Here is a 19289-nt window from a genome sequence, read left to right as displayed (position 1 = left end):
TAAATAATATAATAACTGAATAATGAAAAATTACAAGAAATTTACTTGACTTTTTTCATTTCCAAAGGAAAATGGGTTTGTACAAACGCTTGATTAAGGCAATTGTTCGGTTTTTTTAGAGGGCTCAAAAAAGTGAAAAAAAAATCAAACGTTTGATCGATTTAAGACATGCCCTTCTATTTACTATTTCCATTTTTCCTTGTAATCTAGAAACTAAATAGCAATGAATGGGGAGGAATGAATTTGATTAAAGCGATTTTTTTCGATTTAGATGATACACTGCTTTGGGATCATAGAAGTGTGGAAGAAGCTTTTGCTGCTACATGTAGGTTGGCAGAGGAAAAATACGGAGTTTCTCCGCAAGAATTGGAAGGAGCAGTACGAAAAGCGGCAAAGGAACTTTACGCATCGTATGAAACATATCCTTTTACGAAAATGATTGGCATTAATCCGTTTGAAGGCTTATGGGGAAACTTTCTCGATGAACATGATGAACATTTTCGGAAAATGAAGGAGATTGTTCCTGCATATCGGAAGGAAGCGTGGGCGAGCGGATTACGGACACTTGGCATTGAGGATGAAGATTTCAGTGCCGTACTAGCTGAGCGTTTTCCGGAAGAACGTCGAAAACATCCTGTTGTATTTGAAGACACATTTTCTGTTTTGGACAGGCTTAAAGGAAACTATACATTATTGCTTTTAACGAATGGTTCTCCAGATTTACAAAATACGAAGTTAGCAATCACACCAGAAATTGCCCCATACTTTGATCAAATCGTCATTTCAGGAGCATTTGGACGTGGTAAACCAGATCCAACCATTTTTGAGCATGCCCTTAAACTAATGAATGTTTCAAAGGAGGAGGCGATAATGGTTGGCGACAACTTGATGACTGATATATTAGGGGCATCACGGGCAGGAATGAAATCGGTATGGATTAATCGCCATAATAAAGCACGGAATGAAGTAATACCAGATTATGAAATCAGCCAACTGGACGAGCTTTTTGACATTTTAGAGACAGTTAATCAAGCAAAATGAAGTAAATGAGGGAATCGCCGATATATTTTATTTTTCGCCGATAAAATTGGATTATCGCCGATATATTCATTTTTTCGCCGATAAAATGAAATTTTCGCCGATATATCCAAAAAATCGCCGATATCCCTCTCAAAAGTGAGGTCATGCAAATGTTAGAACAAGCAAAACAACTATTACAGGCTCATTTTGGGTATTCTTCCTTTCGAAAAGGGCAGGAGGCAGCGATCGAATCGATTCTAGCTGGCAAAGATACGGTTTGTATCATGCCTACTGGTGGAGGGAAATCGATATGTTATCAAATACCAGCTCTCGTTTTACCCGGTACAACGATTGTTATTTCACCACTTATTTCATTAATGAAGGATCAAGTTGATAGCCTCTTACAAGTAGGAATTCCAGCCACGTTTATTAATAGTTCTTTAAGTTTTCAAGAAGCAAATGAACGAATGGAAGCTGCCATTTATGGAGAATATAAGCTCTTATATATCGCTCCAGAACGACTTGAATCACGTGAATTCGTTGAGCAATTAAGAGGACTCGATATTCCCCTTGTAGCCGTGGATGAAGCCCATTGTATTTCCCAGTGGGGACATGATTTTCGTCCAAGCTATCTGCAAATTCAAAGACTGATTGAACAACTTCCACAAAAACCTCTTGTTATGGCGTTAACAGCGACCGCTACTCCACAAGTACGTACGGATATTTGCGACACATTACAAATTGATGAGCGTCAAACGATTATGACGGGGTTTGAGCGTGAAAACCTCTCATTTAATGTCATAAAGGGCCAGGATCGCTATGCCTTTTTAAAAGAATATGTCAAAAAGAATGAACAAGAGGGCGGAATTATTTACGCAGCCACTAGGAAAACGGTTGATCAACTTTACGAAAAATTATCCAAAGAAGGAATTCGCATTGGCCGTTACCATGCGGGAATGAGCGATAACGATAGAAAACGGGAGCAGGAGAAGTTTCTTCAAGATGAAACAACGGTGATGGTCGCAACTTCGGCATTCGGTATGGGGATCGATAAATCAAATATTCGCTATTGTATTCATTATCAACTCCCTAAAAATATGGAGAGTTATTATCAAGAAGCGGGTCGTGCAGGTAGAGATGGTCTTGATAGTGAATGCATTGTCTTGTATTCTTCGCAAGATGTTCAGGTGCAACGATTTTTGATCGACCAATCGGCAGACAGAATGAGAATTGCTGGAGAGCTTGAAAAATTACAGGCAATGGTTGATTATTGCCATACTGAAAACTGTCTCCAGGCTTATATTCTTGAGTATTTTGGAGAAGAGGATGCTGCAAGATGTGGGAGATGTGGCAATTGCACAGATTCTCGCACCAGTGTGGAAGTGACAAAAGAGGCACAAATGGTTTTATCATGTATCATCCGTATGGGGCAACGCTTTGGAAAAACGGCAGTTGCTCAAGTATTAACCGGTTCAAATAATAAAAAAATCAAGGAACTAAGATTTGATCAATTGCCAACGTACGGCATCCTAAAAGAGATGAGTGCAAAAGAGGCAAGTGAATTCATTGAATTTCTCATTTCGCAAGATCTAATTGGAGTCGAACAAGGTCAATATCCAACGATCTTTGTTACACCAGGCGGGAAGGAAGTCTTGTTAGGTAAGCAACAAGTCTTTCGAAAAGAAGTTGTTGAAGTGGTTCAGGTTTCTACACAAGATCCACTATTTGAAAAGCTGCGTCAAATCCGAAAATCGATTGCTGATAGAGAAAGTGTACCTCCATTTGTGATTTTTTCCGATGCTGCGCTGAAGGATATGTGTATAAAATTACCACAAAGTAGAGATGAATTCCTTAGCGTTAGTGGTGTTGGAGAAATGAAGTTGGAGAAGTACGGTGAACAATTTATAAACGGGATTATTGAATTTTGTGAAGAAAATCCAGAGAGAATGACGGAAAAACCAATCATGGAAGCTCCGAAAGCGAAAAAGAAGAAAGGGGAGAAAAACTCCCATCTGGAAACGTATCATCTATTTAAGGAAGGGTTATCTGTTAAAGAAATCGCCAAAAAGAGGGAGATGGCTACAAGTACGATCGAGAACCATATCCAACAATGCATGGCAGAAGGGTTGGACATTACTGTATCTGAAATCATTCCCGAGCGCTATTTCCCTCTTCTTAAACAGGCGGTAGAAGAAGCTGGAGCAGAAAAGTTGAAGCCAATCAAAGAACTTCTTCCAGATGAAGTCTCCTATTTGATGATTAAAGTCTTCTTACGTACACGCCAAGTTAATTAATTCAAGGCGATTTCAGAGGCATGGAGAGCACGAATCTCAATGCCTCTTGTACGTGGGAGAGAGTGATATGTGAAAGAGAAAAGTATGTTACATGAAGGTCTTGATTATAGTGAAAAAATAAAAGACTGTAGACATTCGTAAATTTGAGTTGGCCTACAGTCTAAAAACTTCTTAATCTAGGGGATTTTTTATTTTCTTCAATATCGGAATAGCGTCTCCCATACATTCAAACACGAAATCTGCAGAACTTGGATTTCCAACTCCGTGGGAATCGATGAAAATGGTGCCACAGCCAAGCGGTTGAACAGGACGGATTTCGTTAATCCAGTTGTCGCCTACACTCATGATCTCTTTATATTCCACACCAAATTCATTTTTAATATGTTCAAAACGTTCGAGTGTACGAGTCGGCTTTTCGCCGTTGAATATTTTTAAATCAAACAGCCTGTCAAGGCCAATTTTTGTTAAAATGGCTTCACTATCTGGCTGAGGGCTGTTCGTTAATAAAACAAGTTTTACATGTTCATGAATGTCGCTGAGTACTTCTTTAAAGCCGACAATTGGTTCCATTTCAAATTCTGGTCCCATCATATATTCCCTTGTTTCGAGAAATGCCTCATAGCACTTCTTACTATTTAGCCCATAGTGGCCTGCGATCGAAGTGGAAATCCACCATGGATCGCCAATGCTTAGCATTGTGTCGTAATTGATTTCGATTGGCTTAGGGTAGAGCTTGTTAATCTCTTCATTTGATAGTCGATGTCCGTTCCACTTATAGGCTTCTTGAACGATGTTATCAAGTTGTACTAGAACTAAATCGTTTATTCCATCATAGATTCGTCCTATTTTAATCGGGTGTTCATCACGCTTGACCGCATCAAAATCTTGTTGGAAAAGGGACTGCTTTTCTACAGAAAGTTTGTCCTTAAGTCGTGCGGCTTGGTAATCAAAATGATGTGTATCTTCATACACAGTTCCATCTAAATCAAAAACGAGTACTTTTACTTTTGAAACATCCATTAATCGTCACCTCTTTACTAGTGTAAAGAAGACCACTTAATAAAAACAAGTAGATTTGCTGAATTCACATTGCTTTTACATAAAAATTACACATTTTATGAAGGGAAAATAAACTTTCAAATTGTATTCCAGTTTACTAAATATTATTATTAGACTTGATGATTTTTTAATAAGAGCTTTATGTGGCTTTTCGTGCGAAATCCCCCTTTCGCACACCGTTAAAAAGATAGGAGAATTTTAAATGAAGATAGATGTAATGGAAGTGTGTTTGCTCGCTGGAAAGATTATGCTCCAAAGCGGTGCAGAGACTTATCGAGTCGAGGATACCATGATGAGAATGGCGTCCTCCTTTGGGGCCAAAGAATCACATAGCTATGTGACGCCAACAGGAATTATGTTCTCGCTTGAGTGTGAACAACCAACCAAAACGAAGCTCATTCGAATTACTGATCGGACGACCGATTTACATAAAATCACATTAGTAAATAGTGTTTCTCGTGAAATTAGTAATAAAGAATTGACGCTTGAAGAAGCATATGAATCATTGCAACAGATAGAAAGCTCAACGCCGTCCTATCCGATTATCGTACAAGTATTGGCTGCTGCTATCGCAAGTGGTTGCTTTTTAATCATGTTTCAAGGGACTTGGAATGACTTTTTTCCAGCTGTTGTGACAGGTGGGATCGGATTAATTAGTTTTATTTATGCCCAGCGTCTCGTTCCGATTAGATTTTTCTCAGAATTTGTTGCTTCCTTAATTATTGGGATACTTTCATGGATATTTATCTATATCGGTTGGGGGGAGCAGCTGGACAAAATTATCATTGGATCTGTCATGCCACTCGTTCCAGGTCTTGTCCTTACCAATGCCGTTAGAGATCTAATGGCCGGACATTTAGTCTCAGGGCTGTCAAAAGGAGCGGAAGCTTTATTAACCGCTTTTGCAATCGGTTCTGGTATAGCGGTCGTGTTAACTTTTATATAGGAGTGTTGAAATGGTTTTAGAACAGCTAATCACAAGCTTTATTGCCTCTGCGGCATTTGGAATTATTTTTAATACGAAGAAAGTGTCTTTAATAAAATGTGGAATTGTCGGTATGGCCGGCTGGTTTGTTTATTTTATGATGACGAGCAATGGGATCGATTCGGTTCCAGCCTCTTTAGCTGGTTCATTTGTAGTCGCATTAATTAGCCAATTTTTTGCTCGAAGATATAAAGCACCGATTATTATTTTTAATGTTGCTGGCATTATTCCGTTAGTTCCAGGTGGTCTCGCTTATGATGCAATGCGTAATTTCGTAGAAAATGATTATATTGTTGGATTAGGTTTGGCTGCAAAAGCTGGCTTAATTTCAGGAGCCATTGCGCTAGGTCTTGTTTTCTCTGAAGTGATCAACCAATTGATTCGAAAAGCAAAGCTACCTCCAAAGGTGTATTCAAAATCAAGACTGTAGAGAACTTATCTATAATGATAGGTTCTTTTTTAATTGGTCACGCCCTCTCTATTTAGAGATAAATGAGGGCTTTTTGCGATCAATTTCTATTGTAAAGACAGTAGCGAAAAATATAGGAAGGAGTGGAAATTTCTTCACATAAACTGGGCATAAGTTGTGAAAAATATGGAATGATAAGCAATTACATAGATTCACAATTTACGAAAGTAGATCAAAGTCATTGTCAAATGTTGTAAGAAAATAATGCTGAACTCTAGGATGATTACATTGGTGACACTTGCTTTCTTAGTAGTATTTATTGGGATGCTTATACTTATTGCCCTTATTGATATGTTTATATGGCAAGTATCCTTTTTTAAAGTAATCTTCATGTTGTTTAAATTAGACGAGGGAACGAATGAGAGTTTTGTAAGTGCAACCGCCATAATAGGGTTGATATGTAGTATCGTCATCGATTATCGCTTAAGAAAAAATAAAGGGCAGAAGCCATTATGAACAAAAAGCTTGTGGAAAATATATCCTTATGGCAGTTGGCGGTGTTAATATTCACCTTTGAAATTGGGAGTGTTGCCATCGTTGGAGTTGGGAATGACTCCAAACAGGATGCATGGTTAGCTGTTGCCATTGCGACGGTGTTAGGTGCGGGAATTGTAGCCTTTTATTTTTCTCTCTTAAAACGTACTCCTGGGAAAAATCTGTTTGAAATCATCACTCTTTGCTTTGGAAAATGGGTAGGCAAAGCAATAGGGCTTCTATATGTGTTTTATTTTTTTTATATTGCTCAAAGGGTATTAAGAGATTTTTGCGAGTTGATTACAACGGTCATATTTGAAAATACGCCAATAGAAGTTATTTCAATTACGATGATGGGCGTTGTTGCTTATATGATTTATTTAGGCCTTGAAGTTTTTGGAAGAACAGGTGAGATTTTTATTCCTTATGTGTTTACATTTACAATTTTAATAGGGTTTGCCATATTTTTTTCAGGAGAAATGGACTTTAAAAATTTGCTACCTGTCATGGCAGAGGGGGTAGGTCCGATTTTTAAACATATCTTTCCTAGACTTTTAACCTTTCCATACGGTGAGTTAATCACTTTTATGGTGATCATGCCATATGTTACTCAATTTAATAAAGTTGGCAAGGTCAGTGTAGTTACCATTTTAATTAGTGGAGCCATTATCATTTATGGAACATTAATTGAAATTGCTACTCTCGGTACAGAGCAACTGGAAAGAACGGTCTTTCCGTTGCTATCTGCTGCTCGAGACATTTCCTTATTAGATTTCATCGAAAGAGTTGATTTAGTTGTCGTCTTTATTGTCATGTTTGGAATTATCACGAAGGTCAGTGTGTTTTTCTATGCTGGGCTAAAAGGTCTTGAACATGTGATGAAGGTTCCGTACCGATATATGGTTCTTCCGATGGCAACGATTATTTCTTACGGGGCCATTCTCATTAGCAGCAACTTTGCTGAGCATATTGAAGAAGGAATTCGATTTATCCCCCAATATATGCATGTGCCATTCCAATTAATCTTTCCAGTTCTCATTGCTCCAGTACTTTTTTGGAGAACAAAAAATCAAAAAAGGGGATCGGAAACCAATGAGTCTCAGTGATTTCCTATTTAAAAGGAGAAAAAATAAAAATGGCGATAAGGCACCAGTGGAAGAAATTTTTCAAAAAGGGGATGTTTCAAAGGAGTATTATAGGAGCTTAAGCAAAAACAAGAAGGCTATCCAAGAGCTTTTTAAAAATACTTTTGATTTCTCTTGTGATGATATCAAACTAGGTGAATTAAATGCGTGTGTTTGTTATTTAGGAACGATGTTAAGTGTTGATTCTCTCACAAATAAAGTTCTAAATGTGCCTCGAGAACCTTCGGTAAGTACAAAACCAAAAAATATAGAAGCCATTCGCGACCACTACTTTCCAACGCTCGCTTTTGAATATGCAGATACCTTTCACAGGGTCGTTTGGCATGTATTGAATGGCTTTGCTGTCATCATGGTAGAAGGTCAGGGAAAAGCACTTTCTTTAGAAATTGGAAATATTGAAAAAAGGGCGATCACGGAGCCAAGTACACAAACGATCATTCGTGGGCCAAAGGAGGCTTTTACCGAAGATATCAATACCAATATCAGTCTGATTAGAAAGAGAATCAAAAACCCCTATCTGACCTTTGAAGGCTTTTATATCGGAAGAGACACAAAGACAACTGTTGGGATTGGTTATGTATCAACGATCGCGAATGCGGATATTTTGGCAGAAGTAAGACAGAGAATTAAAAAAATTGATGTAGGCGGAATATTGGATTCAGGAAATATTGAAGAATTAATTGTCGATAAATCCTTTACCCCCTTTCCTCTTGTGTTCAATACAGAACGACCTGATAGCATTTGTGGACATTTATTAGAAGGGAAAATAGCGCTCATTGTAGATGGAAGTCCATTTGTTCTGGCGGTACCAAGTGTTTTGACTGATTTCTTTCAATCCTCTGAGGACTATTACCAGCCTTTTTTGATGTCAAGCTTTATTCGCATTATTCGCTATATGTCGTTTATGATTGCGTTGGTGCTGCCCTCTCTTTATGTCGCTTTATCGACTTTTCATCAGGAACTTATGCCAACTCAACTCCTAATCAGTATTCAGGCACAGAGAGAAGGAGTTCCTTTTCCAGCAGTGATCGAAATTTTTATGATGGAGCTAACATTTGAGATTATGAGAGAAGCAGGAGTTAGAATGCCACGGGCGGTAGGACAAACCGTTTCGATTGTAGGTGCGTTGGTTATTGGGCAAGCTGCGGTAGAAGCAGGATTGGTATCTAATGTGCTAGTGATCATCGTTGCTTTTACAGCGATCGCAAGCTTTGTCTCACCGATCTATAACTTTTCCATTTCAACGAGACTGCTCCGCTTTGTGCTAATTCTCTGTGCAGCGATCTTCGGTTTATATGGTGTATTATTATTTCTCATTATTATGGTCATTCATCTCGTGAGTTTACGCTCCTTAGGTGTTCCGTATCTAGCACCAGTAGCACCATTTAAGTTATTTGATCAAGATGATGTTTTCCTAAGAATGCCGATTTGGGCCAATAAAAAGAGACCATCTTATTTATTTCCAGAGTCACCAATGAAAAAGAAAGGATCTCATAAGCCAAGCCCACCACCTGCAAAAGGGGGAGGGAAATGAAAAAAAGAATCCTTTTGTTATTATGTAGTGTTTCCGTGCTCTTAACAGGTTGTTGGGATAGTACAGAATTAAATGATGTCTCGATCGTGACAGGTATGGCGATTGATCCAGGGAAGGAAAAAAAGTATAAATTGACAGTAGGATATGTAAATGCTTCCCAGTTATCTCCTCAAGAACCATCACAGGGTGCACCTGTTTCGATTATGTCATTAGAAGGAAATTCACTGCCGGAAATATCTGCACGAATGAACATAGGGGTAAGTAGAAAACTCGTTTTTTCGCACACGAGAACCCTGTATATTAATGAAGAAGTGGCCAAAAAGGAAGGCGTGGGGAGTTTCCTTGATTCGTTAGAAAGAAGTCCCCAATTTCGAAATAATTTTAACATATTGATCACAAAAGGGCATGTAGCTGAAAAGTTTACAATGATTAATGACTCTGTTGAAAAAGTACCTGCTTTAAAGGTGCAAAAGCAGATTAAGTCCATCTTAGAAGGATGGGGCGGAGATCCTAGTGTTCGTTTGACAGATTTTATTGATGCTATTGTTTCTCATGGACGCTCTCCTGTTGCCAGTTCTGTCGTTGTAAAAGGAAATGTAGAAAAGGCAAAAAATGTAGAAAGTAATATGTCGATCGAGGCACCAGCGAGGATTTTCCTTGATGGAATTGCCGTATTTAAAAAGGATAAATTACTCGGTTATCTATCATTAGATGATACAAGAAACTACTTATGGACACAAAAGCTTGAATCTACGATGGTGACAGTTCCTTGTGCAAAAGAAGGTGATGATGTGAAGGATAGAATTTATTTCGATATGGTGATTACGAACAATAAATCGAAGATCGAAACTTATTATAAAGGAAATCAGCCTCATTTAAAGGTGGACATCTATTCAGAGGCAAGACTAAGTAGCATGCAATGCAAAGATGATCTGACGAAAAAAGAGACCTATATTGAGCTAGAGAAGAAGAGTAGTAAATATGCTGCAGCTATGATTGAGAGTACGATAAAGAAAGTGCAAAAAGAATTCGGGTTGGATATTTTTGGATTTGGAGAAGCGCTCTACCGCCAGAATTATAAGAAGGCAAAAGAAGTGGAAGATAAGTGGAATGAGGAGTTTACTCGTGCGGACGTTGAAGTCAATGTTCATTTGGCGCTCCGGAGAAGCGGAGTTCGAAATAAGAGCTTCTTATCTGAGTTACCTAGTAGTGAGGAATAGTGGTAGCTTTTTCTATCCTTTTTCTGTATCTTTAGAGAGGAACTAGTGATTGTAAAAGGAGAAAACGATGAGTGAGTTAATACAAGATAAGCTGAAAGGCTTTATTCAAGATGTATGGAAAAAAGAACAATTCGGCATGGCTACTCAAGTACAGGAGAGTGCCATTCCGTTAATTTTAGATGGAAAAGATGTTATTGCTGAATCTCCAACAGGAACAGGCAAAACACTCGCCTATTTATTACCTGTTTTAAATCAAATTGATCCAGATAAAAGAGCGATTCAAGCAGTAGTTTTAGCATCGTCCCAGGAACTTGTGATGCAAATTCTTCAAGAAATTCAAAAATGGAGTGAAGCAAGTGGTATTCGTTCTGCTTCTTTTATTGGCGGAGCGAATGTTAAAAGGCAGCTCGAAAAATTAAAAAAGCATCCCCATATCATTGCGGGAACACCGGGTCGACTATATGAATTAATAAAGCAAAAGAAAATCAAAATGCATGAAGTTAAAACAATTGTATTAGATGAAGGGGATCAATTGCTTACACATGAGCATCTGCCAACCGTCCAAAATATTATCCGTTCTGCATTAGCTGAGCGTCAAGTCGTTCTTTTTTCGGCGACCCTATCCGCTTATGTGGAAAAAGAGGCAAAAGATCTAATGAGAGAGCCTGAAGTGATTCGAATTGAAAAAGACGAAACGATTGCGGCAGGAAATGTGGAGCATATTTATTTTACAGCTGAACAGCGGGAGAAAATTAAGCTGTTGGAAAAAGTGTCCCGTTTGCCTGATGTGAAGGCGCTCGTGTTTATAAAGGATATCGGGAGTTTAACGGTTGCAAGTGAGAAGCTCGCCTTTGATGGAATTGACACAGCTATATTGCACAGTGATCTAAACAAGGATAAAAGAAAAAATGCCTTAAAGGATTTTAGGACTGGAAAAGTGAATATGTTACTCGCTACTGATGTGGCTGCAAGGGGCTTAGACATTAAAGGAGTAACCCATGTCGTTCACTTAGATTTCCCTAAGGATTTGGAGCAATATGTGCATCGTTCAGGACGTACGGGACGCTTTGGTGCAGATGGAATTGTTATCTCCCTTGTAACCGATCGTGAAGAAAGGGAATTAAAGAAATACGCTCGTGAGTTCGGTGTAGAAGTTAATCGTAAGATGTTTTTTAAAGGGGATATTGTTAGCCCTGAAGACAGAAGGTAAATTTTACTTTTGTCAGATTGCATGAGGTGCGTGTCGACGACTCATACTACCTATGAATTGATCGAGAAGGAGTTGAAATCGTTGGGACGCACAAAAATGGGCAACGCCAATGCCGAACGCAATAAGAATAAAAAACAAAAACAAAAAGTGAGCTCTGAATTAGTGGAATTTACGCCAAAAGACGAACGTAACCAGAAGCGAATTGTCGATTAGAATGGGTAGGCGATCCATAGATAAGGACTACCGATGTAGTCGCGAAACAAATTGTCCGCATACAAAGATGTGTATGCGGACAATTTATGTTTTCGTACAGTAGAGGGTCATGAGGACAAACTTTGGTAAAAAAGCGGTGGAGTTTGTCCACATAAGAGGTTCATGAGGACAAACTCCGGAAGAAAAGCGGTGAAGTTTGTCCACATAAGAGGTTCATGAGGACAAACTCTGGAAGAAAAGTGGTGAAGTTTGTCCACAAAAGAGGTTCATGAGGACAAACTCCGGAAGAAAAGCGGTGGAGTTTGTCCACATAAGGGGTTCATGAGGACAAACTTTGGAAGAAAAGCGAAGAAGTTTGTCCACATAAGAGGTTCATGAGGACAAACTCCGGAAGAAAAGCGAAGAAGTTTGTCCACATAAGGGGTTCATGAGGACAAACTCTGGAAGAAAAGCGGTGGAGTTTGTCCACATAAGAGGCTCAAGAGGACTTCTTTCCAAACGCACATCTTATTTTGTTTTTCTATTTTTCCCATTCAATTTTCTCCAGCGGATTCACAGCTGGACCATCAAGAACTTCTCCGTCAATGGAAAATCGAGAGCCGTGGCATGGGCAATCCCATGTTCGTTCGCCATGATTCCATTCGACCTCACATCCTAAATGAGTACAGGTTGTATCTAAAATGTGTAACTGTCCGTCCTGATCCTTGTAAGCACCACAACGTCTGCCGTCCACCATAACCGGTGAGCCCTCATCAATCGCTAGTTCATCTGGAGTTTTCGGAATAAACTCAAGTTTCCCTTGAATAAAATGTTTTGCGACATCGGCATTAACACTGATAAATTTCTTCACTTCTGGATCAGCATGGAATCTTTGAGGTGTAAAGAGTTGCTCATAGGGGTTGTCCTTCTTTACAATCAAGTCCTTCAAAAGACGGGCTGCAGCTGTTCCATTCGTCATTCCCCATTTACGATAACCAGTTGCAATTAACACCCGCGGTTGGTTTTCTGTAATCGCCCCAACATAAGGAATTTTATCCAATGTGTACATATCTTGAGCAGACCAACGATATTTGTATTCTTCAATTCCTAGAACATCGTCTGCAAACTTTTCTAAATTTACATAATGCTGAAGTGTATCGATTCCTTGGCCAGTTTTATGCCCTTCTCCACTTATTAATACGAGTTGTTCCCCGTTTAAAGGTGTGGCGCGAAGGGAACGAGTCGGGGAATCAGCACTAATATACATTCCACCTGGGAAAGGTTTTTTCGTTTTCAAGCCAAGAATGTACGCTCTTTCCACATACATTCGTGCAAAGAAAAGCCCTTTTTTATCGCAGAAAGGAAAATGAGAAGCTGCCACGATGTACTGGCAGTTTATTTTTTTGCCATTGCGAAGCATAATTTGTGGATGTTCGCCATCATCAATATCGATAGCAGTCGAGTTTTCAAAAATAGTTCCACCTGCTTCAATGAACAGTTTTACAAGTTTATGCAGATATTTAAGTGGATGAAACTGTCCTTGTTGAGGCATCACTAGAGCAGATGTTATATCAAGATCAAAAGGAATTTGATTGACAGTTGAGTGATTAATCCCAAGCTTCTCGTAAGCTAGCGCCTCTTTTTCAATTTTGCCCTGCCCTTGATTGGTCGTAGCATAAATAATGGCGTCTTCATCACGATAGTCACAATCAATGTTATGCGTTTGAACCATTTGCCAGATAAAATTAAGAGCATCCGTATTGGCGTCATAGTACATTCGTGCTTTTTCTTCACCAAAATGCTCAATAAGCTCATCATAAATGATATTGTGCTGAGCAGTAATTTTTGCAGTCGTATGACCAGTGGTTCCAGTCAGAATCCTTCCAGCTTCAATTATCGCTACTCCCAGTCCTTCCTTTGCTAAAAGGTAGCCAGTTGTGATGCCGGTAATTCCGCCACCAACTATGGCAACATCAAAGGTCTGATCTTCTGTCAGTTTATTAAAAAGTGGTAGCTCGAACTCTCTCCAATACGATTCTGGAAAAGTTGGCATTTGATTATTTGCATTCCCAGTCATGATACCCCTCCATAAAAAAGCATACTGAACATAATTTTTCCAACTCATTCAAATTTATGCATTTAGCTAACCATGCAAAAAAAGAGTACAGAGAAACTGTACTCATTAAGAACAGGCAATTTATTTGCCAATGTTTAGTCATCTTTTTTAGGTAGACGGTCAATTCTAGTAGAATCCTCGGTATTAAGAGAAACCATCAAAAAGTAAACGAAAACGCCTCCCACTATAAAGAAAACAATCAGAAAGCCAATTAAGGTGGACGTCCATTCAAGCATCAAATTCCTCCCTATGAGTATTTAAAAATGCTTCTTCCATACATATATGCGAGTATTTTTTGAAAAGAAGAGGAATTCACCATATCGATCAAGAATAATGTAGGAAAACGTTGAGGGGGAGAAAGCGTGAAAACAACGGATTTATGTGATCAATATGCTAGTGAACTACAAGTTATCGGGTCTGAGTTTCAATCCTATGGCAAGCGGAAAAGTTTTTCGGGTCCGATCAAAACAGTAAAGGTTTTTGAAGATAATGTGCTAGTAAAAGAGGCTCTTGAAACGATTCCCTCAGGTTCTGTCCTTATCGTTGATGGGGGAGGCTCTAAACGACGAGCATTATTAGGGGATCAACTGGCAGAAATTGCTCAAAACAGAGGCTTAGCAGGAATAATCATTAATGGTTGTGTACGTGATTCGGAAGAACTCTCTCAAATGGATGTGGGGATTTTGGCATTAGGGACCCATCCATTAAAAAGCAAGAAAGAAGGCAAAGGTGAGAAAAATATCCCTTTAAGCTTTCTCTCTGTAAACTGGAGTCCTGACGATTATGTTTATGTAGATCCAGACGGCATCGTCTTGTCCACAAAAGCTCTCGAAAATTAAACTTTGGCAATAACATCCATGTTTTATTTTTCACTCTTTGTTGAATTCTATCAACGAGGAGGAGTGAAGAATGCTGAAAAAAAGTGTCATAGCAATAGCATTATTATTAGCTGTATTAACGGTTCCAACGATTTCACACGCCCAGCGAGTACATACGGTAAGTCCAGGGGATTCCCTTTGGAAAATCTCAGTTTGGTATCAGGTGGGATTGTCTGAAATCATCTCTGCCAATCCACAAATTAAAAATCCAGCGTTAATTTACCCTGGTCAAAAAGTGACGATTCCAGATTACGATGCTACGAAAAGCATTGAAAATCAAGTAATCCAACTGACGAATCAAGAACGGGCAAAATATGGTCTTAAGCCATTAAAAGCAAACTGGGAACTGTCGCGGGTAGCTCGGTATAAGTCAGCCGATATGCGAGATCGAAATTACTTTTCCCATACTAGTCCAACCTATGGTTCGCCCTTTGATATGATCAAAAAATTTGGCCTTTCCTATCGAAGTGCTGGTGAGAATATTGCAGCAGGCCAAACTTCCCCTGAACAGGTGGTACAAGCATGGATGAACAGTGAAGGACATCGGGCGAACATCTTGAATTCTGGTTACACCGAAATTGGAGTAGGTTATGCGGAAGGCGGATCGCAACGACATTATTGGACACAAATGTTTATATCGAAGTAAGGAAAAACGTCGGGAAATCCCGGCGTTTTTTTGTGGGCCGACGATCGACTAGGACTCAAGACCGATACGAAAATAAAGCTCAGGCTCGTTATGAAAGGTTGGAAAACGAGATAAGATGGTAACAAGAAAGGAGGCAACAAACAAATGAAAAATTTCTGGTTGCTTTTAGCAGGAGGTATTGCGGCTTTAGTATTGCTATCAAATTTAGGTCCACTGATTGGATTGGCGGTTAGTTTAGCTGTCCTCTACTTTATCTTTAAACAATTTTTAAAGACAGATTCTTTCGGGTGGAAAATCGTATTAGGAATTGTTGGTGTTTTCGTGTTATTAACAGCAGCTTCCAATATTCCAGCGATTATTGGCATCGTAGCAGCATACGTTCTATTCGTTGTATATAAAAAGTGGAACAATCAAAAACCAACTTACAAACAAGACAATGACCCTTTTCAAAACTTTGAAAAGCAATGGTCTGAATTAAATAAGAACTAATAAAGGAGAATGTCCCATGTCTAACTTATTTACACGCATTAAAAACACTGTGATGGCAGATTTAAATGAAGTACTTGAACAAAAAGAGAAAAAAAATCCAATTGCATTGTTAAACCAATATTTACGTCAATGTGAACAGGAAACAGAAAAGGTGCGAAAGTTAATCGCAAGACAGTACCAATTAAGAGAAGAATTTGCGAATGAATATGAGAAGGCGGCTGAGTTGGCGAAGAAACGTAAACAGCAGGCGGAAATTGCAGATAAAGCTGGTGAAACGGAATTGCATCAGTTTGCAGCAAGAGAAGCAACTCATTATGAAGAACTGTCGATGCGCTTACATCAAACATTAAGTGAAGCAGCGACTGAACTGCAAAAATTAGAAGCGAAGTATGAAGAGATGAAGCATAAATTAAAAGATATGCATATTCGACGCATGGAATTAATGGGTCGAGAGAATATTTCTAGAGCGAATCACAAAATGGATCAGGTCATAAACGAACATTCTTTTTCGGAAAAAGCGACATCACGTTTTGGCGAGATTGAATCCTATTTAGAACGTTTAGAAAAAGACATCAATCAGTCTTACCATCAAAATACGATAGACGCTCGCATTGCAGAGCTTGAAAAAGCCATGCACAAAGACGAAAAAACAGCGAATTTTTAAGTAAAAGCATGAGCCCTTGAAAATCTCTTGAAATGAGGAGATAGGGAGTGCATACTAAATGAAGATAGATGCGTTTTTTCGCTAAAACTCGAGTGATTTTCGAACGGGCGTAGGAAATATCTACGCCCGTTCGGCTGAGCTAGAAAGGAGAGGTACATCATGCAATTTAAAATGAAAGACGATTACGCAAATAAAGCTATTCCACTTGGGATTATTTTACTTCTTCTTGAGGTATCGTTTTTTAATAGTGGTGTGATCTTTTCTCTTCTAGTTGCCATGACTATGATTTATGTGGGAAGAAAAAGAAAGGGAAGTACGACGGGGAAGGTATTCTTTTGGTGCGGAATCTTTTTCTTTGCGATGAGCATTTTAAGTATGATGACCTTTAAGTTCCTCTTGTTGGCCATCGTCATTCATTTTATTATTGAGTATTATCAATCAAGAAAAGAACCAAAGACCATTCAACCCATTATCGAAAAAGTAGCCCCTGAAGAGATTGTGATAGAGAAAAAACCTTTTTTCGATAACTCGATACTAGGGGAGAGAAAAACTCCTGACCATGTATTTGAATGGAATGATATTAATATTCAATCAGGTATTGGGGATACCAATATTGATTTAAGCTACACCGTTTTACCAAAAGGAGAAACGGTTATCTTTATTCGCAATTTTATTGGGAATGTTCAAGTTCTTATTCCATATGATATTGAAGTTAGTGTTCATCATTCTTCAATTGTGGGGAAAGCATCTGTTTTTCAATATGAAGGCCCAAAAAGGTTTAACCAATCGGTACAATACGAAACAGCTGGATACCAAAAGGCTGAGCAGAAGGTAAAAATTTTCACCTCATTTCTAGTTGGAGATTTAGAGGTGAAGAGAGTATGAATATTATACAAAGACAAATCGGATGGGGCATTTTAGTTGCTCTATTTGTGTTCTTTGTTGTTACTTTGTCGTTTATTTTATCTTTTCCATCTGTCGGATTTCAGGAACTTTGGAAACGAAACTTGATGGATATTCCAATTTTATTATTTATTCCAAGTTTGAGCCTTGCCATTGGTCTTGTATTTGGAATTGTATCTGGACTATTTTGGAAAAAACAGTTTCAAACTCTTGATGCTGCTTTGCATGAGGTAGAAGAGGGAAGAAACTTAGATATAGATGAAGAAGGATTTGAAGATAAAAAAGCCATACTGCAGCGGATTAAGAAAATTCAACGGCAGATGTCAGAGCAAGTACTCCTTTCACAAAAGCTAGCGAATGAGAAAGCAGAGGATCAAGAAAACCGTATTCAAGAGATTATTTCGCAAGAGAGAAATCGATTAGCAAGGGAATTACATGATTCGGTGAGCCAGCAACTTTTTGCTGCTTCGATGCTCATGTCTGCCATCAATGAGACAAATGAACATGAATCCAAGCAATTAAAAATGGTCGAAGGGATGATCCATCAATCTCAGCTAGAAATGAGAGCGTTGCTTCTTCATTTGCGACCAGTTGCCCTGAAAGGAAAAACGTTGCAAGAAGGGATAGAGGAGCTTCTGATTGAACTTTCGCAGAAGGTGACGATGGAAATTCATTGGAAGGTAGAAGATTTTCCTCTCAATAAAGGAGTAGAGGACCATCTGTTTCGAATTTTACAAGAATCGGTGTCCAATACATTAAGACACTCAAAAGCGACCGAAGTTGAAGTGCTCCTTATTAAGCGTGACGGATTTGTCATTTTACGAGTAGTGGATGATGGTATCGGTTTTGATGTGGAAGAATCGAAAGCCGGCTCGTACGGAATGCAAAATATGTATGAGCGAGCAGTAGAAATTGGTGGAACACTGAAAATCATTAGTGTTAAAAATAAAGGAACACGGTTAGAGGTTAAAGTACCGATATTGAAAAAGAAGGATGAGGCCAATGATTAGAGTATTGTTTGTAGATGACCATGAAATGGTGCGGATCGGTGTATCATCATATCTTTCTGCGCAACCTGACATCGAAGTAGTCGCAGAAGCAGATAACGGGAAAACAGCGATCGATTTGGCTCTTGAACTGCGTCCCGATATTATCCTCATGGACTTAGTGATGAAAGAAATGGATGGCATCGAGGCAACAAGAAATATCATTGAAAAATGGCCTGAAGCAAAAATCATTATTGTAACTAGCTTTCTGGATGATGAAAAAGTATACCCTGCTTTAGAGGCAGGGGCGACTTCCTATATGTTAAAGACCTCGAAGGCGAGTGAAATCGCCAATGCGGTGCGAGCAACCTACCATGGCCAATCCGTCCTTGAACCGGAAGTAACAGGGAAAATGATGTCAAAGATGCGTCAAAAGAAACAGACTGAACTCCATGAAGAATTAACGACAAGAGAGATTGAAATCCTTCTGTTGATGGCAGAGGGGAAATCGAATCAGGAGATAGCCGATGAGTTATTTATCGCATTGAAAACGGTGAAAACCCATGTTAGTAACATCTTAAGCAAACTTCAAGTTCAAGATCGAACTCAGGCGGTTATTTATGCTTTTAAACATTCTCTCGTAAAATAAAACCTTAAGGAAAGAGTTTACTCGTCAGGTAAACTCTTTTTTTTTGTAGGAATTAATATATTTTATATTCCCTCGATTTGTGGATAAAATGTTCGTATAAATCAATCGGTATGAAAAATAACAGGAAAAAATCCGCTTAATGAGCAACCATCATGAAAAAGAGCTGACATAACAGGAAAAATTCCTGCTATTCTCTGAAAAAATGCCAAAATAAACGTTTTTGCCCTTCATAAGCGGAAAATCTTCCGTTATTTCGCCTAAAAGGGCTTCCGTTGAGGAGCTAACAGGAAAAATTCCTGCTATTCTCTGAAAAAATGCCAAAATAAACGTTTTTGCCCTTCATAAGCGGAAAATCT

General features: G+C 38.8%; 20 protein-coding genes. 17 read left to right on the top strand and 3 right to left on the bottom strand.

Annotated elements, in window-relative coordinates; genetic code table 11:
- Positions 1-243 precede the first annotated feature (243 nt).
- Positions 244-1041, top strand: coding sequence for an HAD family hydrolase (locus BMSHG_RS15185; protein WP_019155305.1), 798 nt, complete (start codon positions 244-246; stop codon positions 1039-1041).
- A 149-nt stretch (positions 1042-1190) separates the two neighbouring features.
- Entirely contained in the window at positions 1191-3314 is a 2124-nt protein-coding gene (gene recQ / locus BMSHG_RS15180; protein WP_019155304.1) for a DNA helicase RecQ, read from the top strand.
- 171 nt (positions 3315-3485) lie between these two features.
- Here recQ and BMSHG_RS15175 read toward each other — a convergent pair whose 3' ends face one another.
- Positions 3486-4334, bottom strand: coding sequence for an HAD family hydrolase (locus tag BMSHG_RS15175; protein WP_019155303.1), 849 nt, complete (start codon positions 4332-4334; stop codon positions 3486-3488).
- A 241-nt stretch (positions 4335-4575) separates the two neighbouring features.
- On the opposite strand from BMSHG_RS15175, the gene BMSHG_RS15170 reads away from it, so the two are divergent.
- The 8 genes from BMSHG_RS15170 (at position 4576) to BMSHG_RS29290 (ending at position 11623) form a co-directional block, all read left to right on the top strand.
- Complete coding sequence (locus tag BMSHG_RS15170) at positions 4576-5319, top strand: threonine/serine exporter family protein (RefSeq protein ID WP_019155302.1); 744 nt, start codon at positions 4576-4578, stop codon at positions 5317-5319.
- 10 nt (positions 5320-5329) lie between these two features.
- Positions 5330-5788 (top strand): threonine/serine exporter family protein, encoded by a 459-nt coding sequence (locus tag BMSHG_RS15165; protein WP_019155301.1) that lies wholly within the window; start codon positions 5330-5332, stop codon positions 5786-5788.
- A 270-nt stretch (positions 5789-6058) separates the two neighbouring features.
- Complete coding sequence (locus BMSHG_RS15160) at positions 6059-6283, top strand: hypothetical protein (RefSeq protein ID WP_148346947.1); 225 nt, start codon at positions 6059-6061, stop codon at positions 6281-6283.
- Positions 6280-7407: a GerAB/ArcD/ProY family transporter gene (locus tag BMSHG_RS15155; protein WP_019155299.1), complete on the top strand. Its 1128-nt coding sequence runs from the start codon at positions 6280-6282 to the stop codon at positions 7405-7407. The genes BMSHG_RS15160 and BMSHG_RS15155 overlap by 4 nt, the downstream gene beginning before the upstream one ends.
- Positions 7394-8980, top strand: a complete 1587-nt coding sequence (locus tag BMSHG_RS26300) for a spore germination protein (RefSeq protein WP_019155298.1) — start codon at positions 7394-7396, stop codon at positions 8978-8980. The genes BMSHG_RS15155 and BMSHG_RS26300 overlap by 14 nt, the downstream gene beginning before the upstream one ends.
- Entirely contained in the window at positions 8977-10200 is a 1224-nt protein-coding gene (locus tag BMSHG_RS15145) for a Ger(x)C family spore germination protein (RefSeq protein WP_019155297.1), read from the top strand. The genes BMSHG_RS26300 and BMSHG_RS15145 overlap by 4 nt, the downstream gene beginning before the upstream one ends.
- A gap of 67 nt (positions 10201-10267) precedes the next feature.
- The gene (locus BMSHG_RS15140; protein ID WP_019155296.1) at positions 10268-11410 is read left to right on the top strand and encodes a DEAD/DEAH box helicase; all 1143 of its coding nucleotides are present in this window, start codon (positions 10268-10270) and stop codon (positions 11408-11410) included.
- Positions 11411-11491: 81 nt separating this feature from the next.
- Positions 11492-11623, top strand: coding sequence for a hypothetical protein (locus BMSHG_RS29290; RefSeq protein ID WP_019155295.1), 132 nt, complete (start codon positions 11492-11494; stop codon positions 11621-11623).
- Between the two features lie 520 nt (positions 11624-12143).
- On the opposite strand, the gene BMSHG_RS15130 is transcribed toward BMSHG_RS29290, so the two are convergent.
- Together BMSHG_RS15130 and BMSHG_RS28730 are read right to left on the bottom strand one after the other, a co-directional pair.
- Positions 12144-13655: an FAD-dependent oxidoreductase gene (locus BMSHG_RS15130; protein WP_392397255.1), complete on the bottom strand. Its 1512-nt coding sequence runs from the start codon at positions 13653-13655 to the stop codon at positions 12144-12146.
- A gap of 158 nt (positions 13656-13813) precedes the next feature.
- Positions 13814-13954 (bottom strand): hypothetical protein, encoded by a 141-nt coding sequence (locus BMSHG_RS28730; RefSeq protein ID WP_019155293.1) that lies wholly within the window; start codon positions 13952-13954, stop codon positions 13814-13816.
- A 126-nt stretch (positions 13955-14080) separates the two neighbouring features.
- Here BMSHG_RS28730 and rraA point away from each other — a divergent pair, with 126 nt between their 5' ends.
- The 7 genes from rraA to BMSHG_RS15090 all read left to right on the top strand — a co-directional run bounded on the left by rraA (position 14081) and on the right by BMSHG_RS15090 (position 18933).
- Positions 14081-14557: a ribonuclease E activity regulator RraA gene (rraA, locus tag BMSHG_RS15120; RefSeq protein WP_019155292.1), complete on the top strand. Its 477-nt coding sequence runs from the start codon at positions 14081-14083 to the stop codon at positions 14555-14557.
- A 70-nt stretch (positions 14558-14627) separates the two neighbouring features.
- Positions 14628-15242, top strand: a complete 615-nt coding sequence (gene safA / locus BMSHG_RS15115) for a SafA/ExsA family spore coat assembly protein (RefSeq protein ID WP_019155291.1) — start codon at positions 14628-14630, stop codon at positions 15240-15242.
- 144 nt (positions 15243-15386) lie between these two features.
- Positions 15387-15731 (top strand): lmo0954 family membrane protein, encoded by a 345-nt coding sequence (locus tag BMSHG_RS15110; protein WP_019155290.1) that lies wholly within the window; start codon positions 15387-15389, stop codon positions 15729-15731.
- A gap of 16 nt (positions 15732-15747) precedes the next feature.
- Positions 15748-16395: a PspA/IM30 family protein gene (locus BMSHG_RS15105; RefSeq protein WP_019155289.1), complete on the top strand. Its 648-nt coding sequence runs from the start codon at positions 15748-15750 to the stop codon at positions 16393-16395.
- Positions 16396-16554: 159 nt separating this feature from the next.
- Positions 16555-17280, top strand: a complete 726-nt coding sequence (gene liaF / locus BMSHG_RS15100) for a cell wall-active antibiotics response protein LiaF (protein WP_019155288.1) — start codon at positions 16555-16557, stop codon at positions 17278-17280.
- Positions 17277-18308, top strand: coding sequence for a sensor histidine kinase (locus BMSHG_RS15095; protein ID WP_019155287.1), 1032 nt, complete (start codon positions 17277-17279; stop codon positions 18306-18308). The genes liaF and BMSHG_RS15095 overlap by 4 nt, the downstream gene beginning before the upstream one ends.
- The gene (locus tag BMSHG_RS15090) at positions 18301-18933 is read left to right on the top strand and encodes a response regulator transcription factor (RefSeq protein WP_019155286.1); all 633 of its coding nucleotides are present in this window, start codon (positions 18301-18303) and stop codon (positions 18931-18933) included. The genes BMSHG_RS15095 and BMSHG_RS15090 overlap by 8 nt, the downstream gene beginning before the upstream one ends.
- Positions 18934-19289 lie beyond the last annotated feature (356 nt).

The sequence above is a fragment of the Robertmurraya massiliosenegalensis JC6 genome, from assembly GCF_000311725.1.
Classification (GTDB): Bacteria; Bacillota; Bacilli; order Bacillales; family Cytobacillaceae; genus Robertmurraya; species Robertmurraya massiliosenegalensis.
The sequence above is the reverse complement of the archived record's forward strand: the minus strand, read 5'-3'. Positions and strand labels throughout refer to the sequence as shown.